This window comes from Pseudoalteromonas sp. SR43-5 (assembly GCF_014163835.1).
In the GTDB taxonomy this organism is placed as follows: domain Bacteria; phylum Pseudomonadota; class Gammaproteobacteria; order Enterobacterales; family Alteromonadaceae; genus Pseudoalteromonas; species Pseudoalteromonas distincta.
In genome coordinates this window covers 88,820-98,972 of sequence record NZ_JACJEA010000019.1, presented here as the reverse complement: position 1 = coordinate 98,972, position 10,153 = coordinate 88,820, and the positions used below count along the sequence as shown (strand labels likewise).

At 40.5% G+C, this 10,153-nt stretch carries 11 protein-coding genes and 1 rRNA gene; 7 read left to right on the top strand and 5 right to left on the bottom strand.

Annotation, left to right across the window (positions count from 1 at the left end; genetic code table 11):
• Together rrf and H5090_RS12855 are read left to right on the top strand one after the other, a co-directional pair.
• A 5S ribosomal RNA gene (gene rrf, locus H5090_RS12860) occupies window positions 1-104 on the top strand; the annotation flags it as partial.
• 332 nt (window positions 105-436) lie between these two features.
• Window positions 437-1,030: a hypothetical protein gene (locus tag H5090_RS12855; RefSeq protein ID WP_182695887.1), complete on the top strand. Its 594-nt coding sequence runs from the start codon at window positions 437-439 to the stop codon at window positions 1,028-1,030.
• Between the two features lie 2 nt (window positions 1,031-1,032).
• Here H5090_RS12855 and H5090_RS12850 read toward each other — a convergent pair whose 3' ends face one another.
• Window positions 1,033-1,413: a hypothetical protein gene (locus H5090_RS12850; protein WP_039489163.1), complete on the bottom strand. Its 381-nt coding sequence runs from the start codon at window positions 1,411-1,413 to the stop codon at window positions 1,033-1,035.
• Window positions 1,414-1,512: 99 nt separating this feature from the next.
• On the opposite strand from H5090_RS12850, the gene H5090_RS12845 reads away from it, so the two are divergent.
• Entirely contained in the window at window positions 1,513-1,953 is a 441-nt protein-coding gene (locus H5090_RS12845; RefSeq protein ID WP_154904115.1) for a TerB family tellurite resistance protein, read from the top strand.
• 21 nt (window positions 1,954-1,974) lie between these two features.
• Here the strand turns inward: H5090_RS12845 and H5090_RS12840 are convergent, their stop codons facing one another.
• On the bottom strand, window positions 1,975-2,541 hold the full coding sequence (locus H5090_RS12840; protein WP_182695886.1) for an NADPH-dependent FMN reductase: 567 nt from the start codon (window positions 2,539-2,541) through the stop codon (window positions 1,975-1,977).
• A 119-nt stretch (window positions 2,542-2,660) separates the two neighbouring features.
• On the opposite strand from H5090_RS12840, the gene H5090_RS12835 reads away from it, so the two are divergent.
• Window positions 2,661-3,560, top strand: coding sequence for a LysR family transcriptional regulator (locus tag H5090_RS12835; RefSeq protein ID WP_182695885.1), 900 nt, complete (start codon window positions 2,661-2,663; stop codon window positions 3,558-3,560).
• Between the two features lie 32 nt (window positions 3,561-3,592).
• Here the strand turns inward: H5090_RS12835 and norR are convergent, their stop codons facing one another.
• Entirely contained in the window at window positions 3,593-5,149 is a 1,557-nt protein-coding gene (gene norR, locus H5090_RS12830; RefSeq protein ID WP_024594305.1) for a nitric oxide reductase transcriptional regulator NorR, read from the bottom strand.
• A 160-nt stretch (window positions 5,150-5,309) separates the two neighbouring features.
• On the opposite strand from norR, the gene H5090_RS12825 reads away from it, so the two are divergent.
• The 3 genes from H5090_RS12825 to hmpA are packed head-to-tail and all read left to right on the top strand — an operon-like array spanning window position 5,310 to window position 8,013.
• A complete protein-coding gene (locus H5090_RS12825) occupies window positions 5,310-5,579 on the top strand; it encodes a hypothetical protein (protein ID WP_007584928.1) in 270 nt (89 codons plus the stop codon).
• Entirely contained in the window at window positions 5,579-6,811 is a 1,233-nt protein-coding gene (locus tag H5090_RS12820; protein WP_182695884.1) for an NnrS family protein, read from the top strand. Before H5090_RS12825 ends, H5090_RS12820 begins: the two co-directional genes overlap by 1 nt.
• Before the next feature lie 20 nt (window positions 6,812-6,831).
• Window positions 6,832-8,013, top strand: coding sequence for an NO-inducible flavohemoprotein (gene hmpA / locus H5090_RS12815; RefSeq protein WP_024605008.1), 1,182 nt, complete (start codon window positions 6,832-6,834; stop codon window positions 8,011-8,013).
• Between the two features lie 71 nt (window positions 8,014-8,084).
• Here hmpA and H5090_RS12810 read toward each other — a convergent pair whose 3' ends face one another.
• Both H5090_RS12810 and H5090_RS12805 read right to left on the bottom strand, forming a co-directional pair.
• Window positions 8,085-8,456 (bottom strand): hypothetical protein, encoded by a 372-nt coding sequence (locus tag H5090_RS12810; protein ID WP_024605009.1) that lies wholly within the window; start codon window positions 8,454-8,456, stop codon window positions 8,085-8,087.
• Window positions 8,456-10,063 carry a S41 family peptidase gene (locus H5090_RS12805; RefSeq protein ID WP_182692764.1) on the bottom strand — a complete coding sequence of 536 codons (1,608 nt, stop codon included), beginning with the start codon at window positions 10,061-10,063 and terminating at the stop codon, window positions 8,456-8,458. Before H5090_RS12805 ends, H5090_RS12810 begins: the two co-directional genes overlap by 1 nt.
• Window positions 10,064-10,153 lie beyond the last annotated feature (90 nt).

Sequence of the window (10,153 nt, the reverse complement as noted above, 5' to 3'; positions counted from 1 at the left end):
TAGCGTTTTGGACCCACCTGACTCCATGCCGAACTCAGTAGTGAAACGAAACAGCGCCGATGATAGTGTAGCATTTGCTATGTGAAAGTAGGACATTACCAGGCTTCAAATTGTAGAGAGCCCGAATCTAACGATTCGGGCTTTTTTACGTCTGCAGAAAAGTAAAATGTGCGCAATTATCATCCACTCACAGCAACACCCATCTCGTAGGCCGGGCGAGCGTAGCGACTCCCGACGTTAAAATCACATCTAGAAGTGTGCAATTAATATTTATAAAAGTAGGATTGTTAATGAGTACAGAGATATTTAGTCGTTAATCATTCCTTAAAATTTTATCTAGCTGTCCCGTTCTCATTTTTATATAGATACTTCTAATAAAGTACTTAAGAAAACTGTACTATTACAGGTGTTTTAAAATAACTATAACGAGAAAAAAATGAAATTATTAACTGCAGCAACTTTATTACTTGCTTCATCGACAGCCTTTGCACGCCCTGCACCGTTAGTGTCTATTCCTACTCATGATGCCTTTTTTAATAGTATTGCAGCGCATTGTGGTAAAGCTTTTGAAGGTGAAGTAGCGGTAGATAACGCGAAAGGCCCAAGCTCATTTACAGATAAAAAACTGGTTATGCATGTACGTAAATGTAGTGAGACTGAGTTACAAGTACCGTTTCATGTAGGAGACGATGCATCACGTACGTGGATCATAACTAAAACGGGTAGCGGCTTGAGTTTAAAGCACGATCATCGTCATAGAGATGGAACAGACGACGCATCAACTATGTATGGTGGCCATACGCTTGATGCAGGGTTTGCGCAAATGCAGTCGTTTCCAGCAGACCAATACTCTAAAGAGTTATTTGTAAAACAAGGTCTTGCGCAGTCTGTAGGTAATACATGGCAAATGTATATTTACCCAGAAGTATTTACTTATCGATTAATTCGTCAAGGACGTGAGTTTAAGGTGGATTTTGATTTAACTAAACCGATTATTCCACCATCAGCACCTTGGGGTTATAAAGACTAAGGTTACTTACCTTTACTTGTATCTTCTTTAGTTTCGCATTGGAGTAAAACACTTAAATCTGGTTGGTAAGCGCGTGGTTTTGTTGGAAAGCGTTCGTACTCTTGCACGCCTTCAAGTACTTTCAACATAAAGGTATTGCCGCGGCATAGACGGTCAGCATGACGTAACAAAAATACACTTTGATTGGTAAAGTGTTTGTAATCGTCTGACTGGATTTCTATTTTATAGTTGTCTTCGCCAATTTGTGTTTGGTAGTAATGTACTTTGTTATCAAAGTCGTAGAGCTTCTCGGTTTCGGCTTTTTCAGCAAGTGCAGTATTTGCACTCGAAAGGGCCACCAGCGTAGCGCCTATAAATAAGCGTGGTGTGTTTATTCCTTTCATAAAATGTATCCTTTAATTTGCGAACTTTATACCCATTAATAAGAGTAATAAGGTCGATTTCTTTACGTATTAGTCTAACACCCAAAAAGGGAAAGTGTGATGTTCAAACAAATAAAACAACTTTTTGCTGTATTCGATGAACAGCAGCCAAGTATGCAAGAGCACGACTTAAAAACAGCGGTTGCTGCATTATTAATTGAAGTTATGCGCGCAGATACCAAGCTTGAACATGATGAACAACGAACCCTGACTGTAACCTTAAAAAAGTACTTTAATTTAACAGACACTGAGGTTAATGAGCTTACTAATAATGCGGCAAGTAGCTTAGATGATTCGATAGATTACTTTCAGTTTTCAAAACAGATTAATGAGCATTGTAGCGCGGAGCAGCGAATAGAAATAATAGAGTTATTATGGCGCTTAGCGTATGCCGATGGAGAAATAGATCCCCAAGAAGACTACGTTATACGTAAAGTAGCAGGGCTTTTATATGTAACGCATACCGACTTTATCGCCGCCAAAATAGCAGCGACAAAGTAATTAGTTATTTAGGCGTGCAAGTTATCTTAACTTACTTGCAACGCTTACTAACTGATGAGCGAGGGCTGATACTTTTTCAGCCGTTACAGGTTCATTTATTTGCCCATTCTCATTAAACAGTGTGTGCACAGCGGGTACTGCAAGTTGATCGGCAAGTACTAACGATCCAATGCCGCTTAATATATCACGCACATGATTTAAACCGCGTAAGCCGCCAAGCCCACCAGGCGATGCTGCAAATAAAGCGACCACTTTATTACGAAAAGCAGGAACAGCACCTTGCTCTGTGCGCGATGCCCAATCAATCGCATTTTTTAGCGCTGCGGTAATAGAGCCGTTGTACTCTGGGCTTGCTAGTAAAATACCGTCGGCTGTACGTAGCTTATCTTTTAAAAGCTGTACATCGCTTGGTGTACCTTGCGCTTCAATATTTTCGTTAAATAGTGGGATGTTTAATTCGTTTAGTTTTATTACTTCTACTTCAGCACCTGTTTGTAGAGCAAAACGTGCTGCCTCATTAATAATTTTTTGATTAAAGCTTTCTTGGCGAAGGCTTCCAGCTAGGGCGATAATTTTTGGTGCTGACATGGTAGTGGCCTTTTAATGTTTTAAGTTACATGACTAATGTAGCAAAATTTCACTTGTAGAAAACCCTAATAAACGCAACACTTATGTGCGTATATGCACATAAGTAAAAGGTAGGCAGCATGGCGATAAAATTTGAAGATTGGCAAGACATTAAAGTTGCGTTTGAAGTAGCACGGTTAGGCACGCTGACAGCGGCGGCCGAGGAGCTTAATGTGCACCACAGCACAGTGCTTAGACGCATTAATAATCTTGAAGAAAACTTAAATGCACGGCTTTTTCATCGCCATGCTCGTGGCTACAAGGTTACTGAAATTGGCACCAAGTTATTTGCAACAGCAAAAACAATCCATAGCTCCTTAGAGCAGTTACATAACGATATAGTAGCGGCCGATAGCACCCTTAGAGGTAGTTTGTTGCTAACGACGGTAAGTGGCTTTATGGATATACTTGGTGATGTATGTGAGCAATTTCAGGCGCTACATCCACAAGTGCAGCTTGAGGTTATTTTAGAACAAAAAAGGCTAAGGCTCGATCACGGACAAGCACATATTGCAGTGCGTGCAGGCCCAAGACCTGATGAAGGCGATTATATTGCTCAGCATTTGGCGCAGCTTTCATCGGGTTTATACGCTAATAAACGTTACATTAATAAATACGGTATGCCTAAATTATTAAGTGATTTACAACAACATAACTTTGTATCGGGCGTGGCAGGTTTTAATGCCCGCGTGCCTTATTTTGCATGGGCTGATGAACATATTCCTGCATCGCAAATTAAGCTGCGAGTATCTGAAACCGCAGAAGCGACTCGTGCAATAATTAAAGGGCTAGGCATTGGCGGATTACAGCATGACGTAGCGGCGCAATATTCTGATTTAGTACCTATATTACACAGTGAGTTAAGCTGGCCTACCGATGTATGGTTAGTCACGCATCACTTAGTGCATCGCACTGCTAAAGTAAAAGCTTTTGCAGGGTTGTTAAAAACACATTTTAGTAAGTTAGCTGCTAATCAATAGTTTTAGCAGCATTTTAGCTGTGTTTTAAATGATTATAGTGTTTTTTTTACTTCTATCCCTAGGCGTTTGGCCAAGCGTACTAAGTTAGCTCTATCTAATTCAAGTACTCTTGCTGCTGCTGACCAGTTGTAGTTATGCTTCTTTAATTGCTCAGTAATTACGTTGTATTGCAACGATTCTACAGCTTGCTTTAAAGGTTGGTTGATTAAGGTGTTGGTTGTAATTTGGCTTGCTACTAGAGAGTTTTGCGGCGCACTCGGGGTTAAATCACAGTGCTCGCTTGTAATGGTTATTATTGGATTTTGCCATTGGCTTTGTTTTGCTTTTAGGGCGCTGCGGCTAATGACATGTTCAAGCTCGCGAACGTTACCTGGCCAGTTGTACTGATTAAGCAGTACTTGTGCTTCAGGGCTTAGTTTTAATTGTTTTATCCCTAATTTACGGGCTGTTTGCTCAATAAAATAACCAGCTAAGAGTGTTATGTCGTGCTCGCGTTTACTAAGTGGTGGCACAGTAATAGGGTAGACACTGAGGCGATGGTATAAATCGGCTCTAAAGCGACCTTGAGCTACTTCTTCTTTTAAATTTCTGTTGGTTGCGGCAACGACGCGTACATCTACGTACTTTGGCGTGTCTTCTCCTACCGTTTGTATTTCGCCACTTTGTAGCACTCGTAATAGTTTACTTTGCATGGCAAGGGGTAGTTCGCCAATTTCATCTAAAAATAACGTGCCGCCATCAGCTAATTGAAATTTACCTTGGCGCGAGTTTTGTGCGCCTGTAAAAGCCCCTTTCGCATGACCAAAAAATTCACTTTCGGCGAGGTTTTCGGGAAGCGATGCACAATTTAAGTGAATAAGCGGTTGATCTTTGCGAGCTGAATTTAAGTGAATATTACGCGCAACAAGTTCTTTCCCTACCCCTGTTTCACCTAATATAAGCACGCTAAAGTTAGATGCTGCAACGAGTTTAATTTCGTTTTTAAGTGTTTGCATTAGCGGACTTTGACCAATAATTTCACCGCCGTCCCGTGTTAACGCTTCACGATTTAGTTCTTGCACTAATGCACTTGAGTGCTGTGCATGCTGTTTGTAATGGGCAAGCTCTAAAGCTGTTTTAAAATGCGCACTACACAGCGTTTGTAAGGTATTGAGTGTATCAGCGCTTATGCTGTTAAATGCATTGGCGTTAAGGCTATCAAACGTAAGTACGCCAAGTAGCGCGTTTTTATCATAAAGAGGTAAGCCTAAACATGCATGTACCGGTATGTCGCCGGTTTTAGCTAATAGCAATCCGTCGTATGGATCGGGTAGTGGGCAGTCGTGCGCAAATTGCAGCGCGAGTGTGCTTTTGCAAATAGCTTCTAGGCGAGGGTGTTCTACTATTTTAAATCGTCTGCCAAGGCTGTCGGACATTAACCCTTTAATTGCCAGTGGTTTTAATTGCTCGCCCTGAAGCACTAATAACGCACTTGCATCACTAGGAATCACCCGCTCAACCGTTGCTAGTAATTGATCAAAGCTATGCTCGTGTAGTGTACTTTGAGCAAGCTCTAGAGCAACTTGTGTAAGGTTGAATTGCTGATTCATGTCAAAATGACCTATTCGAGTTTTTATGAGTTAATTTATAGTAGGTCATAAAGACTCATATTGTAAAGTGGTTTAATTTAACTTATTGAATTTAATTAATTAAATTTGTTGGCACAGTATGTGTAATAGCTAAGTAACGTAGTTAGTTACAGAGATCGCCATGAACACACTAATGCTGAATAATTTAAATAATCAAACACAGTTTAGTTCACTATACGAAACAGTATTATTTGCTGCCAATACTGCATTAGCTGTGAGTTTAGTGTGTATTACGGCAAGTATTTTAATTAGCTACCCGTTTGCTGAGTACTTTTCCATGGCGGTGCAAGTATCAGCTCATATTGGGACTATTGTTATTGCTGCTATTTTAAAAGTAAGTTACGTACTGCGCTGTGTTGCACAACATGGTTTAGGGCAGGAGGTACGATAATGCGCCCTATAAACTTAACTGAGCCAATGCCAGCACGCGTTGCTATTCATCAAGTATCTCAATGGCCATTATGGATGCTCGCTTTTAGACCTTTCTTTTTAGGCGGTGGCTTATTGGCATTTTTGTCGGTGGGGTATTGGCTACTTATTTTAACAGGCCATGCAAGTTGGCACTCATCGATACCTGCGACATTATGGCACGCGCACGAAATGCTGTTTGGCTTTGCAGGAGTTGTAGCTGTTGGCTTTTTACTTACCGCAGCACAAACATGGACAGGCGTTGCGAGCATAAGTGGGAAAGCCCTTATGTGGCTTACGTTTATATGGCTTGCAGCGCGCTTAGCCTTTTTTGTGATATTGCCTGATATTGCTCATTTTAATTTATATGCTGCACTTACATTACAAGTTATTTGGTGGCTAGGCGCCATAGCAGTACTGGCTAATATGTTATTAAAAGCCAATAGCAAAAGTAACTATCCGTTTTTAGCTATTTTAGCTGTGCTTTGTGGGCTCAATGTATTGTATTTAATACTTGTTTTAAAACAAAACATGCAGCTTGCACTTGGTGTGGTTGATACCGCAGTACTGGTAATTACTTTACTAGTTGGCATTGTTGCGGGTCGCGTTCTACCATTTTTTACCGCTAAAGGTCTAGGTTTAACCGCACAAGTTCGCACTCCTAAAATAGATAAAGCGGTGATGTATTTATCTATTTTGGCTATCACTTTATTTTTCATCAACAAGTTGTTTTTGAACACGATTAATCCTGCGTTAGTTGTTGCAACTGTTGCTGCGCTTCACCTGGTCAGGGCTGGTTTTTGGTGGGATAGCAAGGTATTGAGAGTGCCGTTGTTATGGTCTTTACATTTTTCCTACTTAGCGTTAGGCGTAGGGTTAATGATGGTTGCATTTAGCTTTTATAGCAGTGCAATACAATTTAAAGATGCGCTGCACTTAATCACTATTGGCACAATAGGTATGATGATTTTAGTAATGATGACGCGTGTATCACATGGTCATACAGGGCGTACACTCGCTATTCCTCATTACATGGCTGTTGCTTTTGCGTTTTTGCTTGTGGCCGCTATTACTCGTTCATTACTCCCTTTTATTATTGGGCCTCACCTTGCTTGGCAAATAAGTGCTTTGCTGTGGTTAGTGGCTTTTTCATTATTTTTAATTCACTGCACACCTATATTAACGCGGCGTCGTGTTGATGGGCGTCGTGGTTAGTTTACCCATAGGAAACACATATGTTATCTGATAAAACCATTGAGATTGTAAAAAGCACAGTTCCGTTATTAGCGCAGGCGGGTACGGTTGTTACCGATCATTTTTATAAGCGTTTATTTAGTCATAATCCTGAGCTTAAAAATATTTTTAATATGGCGAACCAAGATACAGGTCGTCAGCAATTTGCACTTTTTAATGCATTGGCTGCGTATGCACAAAATATTGATAATTTAGCCGTATTAAAAGAAGCGCTAACACGTATTAATCATAAGCATACAAGCTTGAATATTTTACCTGAGCATTACCCTATTGTAGGTGCACACTTAATTGGTACGCTTAAAGAGCTTCTTCCTGAGCAATTTACTCCCGATGTTGAATACGCTTGGCGCGAAGCTTACGGCGTACTTGCTGATATTTGTATAACCGAAGAAGCTGCTTTGTATGAGCACAGTAAAAATAAACACGGTGGTTGGGCGGGAACTCGGCAATTTGAAATAACCAACAAACAGGCCGAATCAGAACTAGTAACGAGTTTTACACTTACGCCAGTTGATGGCGAAGCTGTTATTACACATAAACCAGGGCAGTATTTAGGTATTAAAGTTAAGCCAGAGGGCGCTGAATATGAAGAAATTCGCCAGTATTCTATTTCACAAAAAAGTAACGCTAAAAACTACCGTATTAGTGTTAAAAAAGAGCTACAGCCAAAGCCTGGCATGGTGTCTAATTATTTACACTCATTAGAGCAAGGCACTATTGTTGAGTTATACCCGCCGGCAGGAGACTTCTTTTTACGCAATAACACAAGTCCAGTGGTTCTCATTTCAGCAGGTGTTGGGCAAACGCCAATGCTGGCTATGCTTGAAACGTTATTAAGTGACAATTCTAATCAAGAGATTATGTATTTACATGCTTGCGAAAATACTCAGCAACATTCGTTTTCAAAATATTTATATGATCTTACAGCGCAGAATAACCACTTGAAAACAATAACGTGGTTTAACCAAGCGACAGAGGGCGCTGACTTTACTGGGTTAATGAACCTAAATGCAGTACAAGCACAGCTACCATTGAGTAATGGCGACTTTTACTTATGTGGTCCTGCCGGTTTTATGGCATTTATAAAAAAGCAGTTACTTGAACTAGGTGTTAAAAACGAGCAGATTCATTATGAAGTGTTTGGTCCGCATGAAGACTTGTAATAACGCTTTAAAATAGAAAAAGGCGTACAGCGATGTGCTGTGCGCCTTTTTATAAACGCTAATAAAGTGCCTTATAACTCTTTACAGGTCACACCTTCAAGTACTGTAGTAAGCTCTTTTTTAGGATAGTAAAGCTCGCATTGGTTATTACGTAGTTGCAAAATAAACTTCTCAGATTTTATATTATGCGCGCCCATAATTACTCTGCCATCAGACCCTTTACTCATTGCATGATCAATTAGCAGTTCGCTACGTTTAGTAAATACGGAATCGGAAAGTGTTACTAATGCGCCTCCCTTAGCTTGTTGAATTGCCTGTTGTAGTGTTGCAATAACGCTAGGATTAACGCTCGTTAATATAGCGGGTTTAGCGGGATCACTATTTACACTTTGGCATCCACCTAAAGCGAATAAGGTAGCTAATGGGAGTACTAATTTAGCCATTACCTTTCCTCACTCAGTGTTGGCCAAGTTAAGTCCATATTACGCTGGGTAAATTGCTCAGGCATATTTAAAGGAATGAGAGATTCACGAGAGCTTGAAAAATTAGCTGGCTCTGCTTTTGCAGCAGCCGTTCTAATTGGGCAATTGCCATTTTCAACATGAAACAATGCGGTGGCTAAAACGGCCTCGTCACTGTCGCCTAACTGATGATCAAAGTCGTCCTCAATTTCACAACCTTGAACATCAGCATCGAATTGTGGCGTAGGGGTTGGTGTAAAACCCGCAGCGTATTCGCCAAATCCTTTGCTATTTACCCCACTAAATTGAATAGTGTAATAGGTTGTTGCGCAGTTATGAGTTGGGGTAAAGCCATAGGGCTTACCGCAGGTTGTATCGCCAATTAAAATAACTTCTGCGTCTATACCTTTTAAACCATTAATAAAAGCTTCTGATGCCGAACAGGTGCCTGATGTGCTTAATACATAAACCTTCGATAAGTTTAAATCAGGTAGGTTTTCACCTGTGCTAAAAAAAGTAGAGTAATCTATTTCTTCATCAATAAATGGAAAAGGTGAATCAACGGGTTGTTTATCGTTTTGTTGAGTTTGATAATAAAAGCGGTTGTTAACGTTGGCATTACCGGCAACCATATAAGCTAATTGTGCCGACAGTGCTAATAAACCACCACCGTTATATCTAAAGTCGATTACAAGCTCATCAATACCATCGGTTTTAAACTTATTTACTGCATCAATAAGCCCTTCTTGGGCAATGCTTATATGGCTATTAAATTGCATGTAACCCACGCTTGAACCATTTGCGGTTGTAATCGTTTTAACATTTTGAACCGGTGTTTGTTCAATATTGCCAGCGGTTACATTAAATGTTTTTTCGGCGCCATCGTTACTGCGTACAACAATAGTATGTGAGTCGCCGTTAGTAGGACTAAATAAACCTTCGTTAAGCGTATCTACACCCGACTGTGTATTGGTATTAATGCTAACACCGTCAACTGAAAGTACAGTATCACCACGTTGAAAGCCTATTTGGCTTGCAGGTGAATCATCTTCAAGATAAGCGACGCGTAAAATACGGTCGGCTGTATCGCCAATAAACGCCCAATTTATACCGTAACCAGAAGTAACGCCCGATTGCGCTTCTTGAAAGTAATCTTCAGTAGGTTCTGAAAAATGAAAGTTATCTTTTTTTGCTCCTGAGTCGGTAAGCTGCTCTGTTTTTAATTGGGCAAAATAATCGGCTACTGTGGCAAAGCTTTCAGGATCGTTATCGGCAATCTCATCATACCAAAGGTAGGTTTCGTCGCTCCAAGAACGAAGCCAGAGTTTTTCGTAAAGGGCAGAACCGGCTTGATCTGGGTAAGGCTCGTTGTTATTAAAGGGATCGTTACCCGTACGCGGGGTTTCGCAAAAGTTTTTTAAATCGTTAGAGGGTTCAAATACACCCGCAGTCCATGTTGGACTGCTACTAACAGGTGTTGTAACTACAGGGGCTGAGTCGATACCGCTACCGCCGCCGCCACAACCGGTCAAAGCAAAGCCCGCAAATGCAGTGAAAATGGCAAGCGAGGTTTTATTATTTTTAAACATAGTTAAGGGCTTTTTTGTAAATAAGTTGTTTAAAATATTACAACACTCGCTCGTTTATTCAACATTTATAACTTTGATTTATGTAAATGA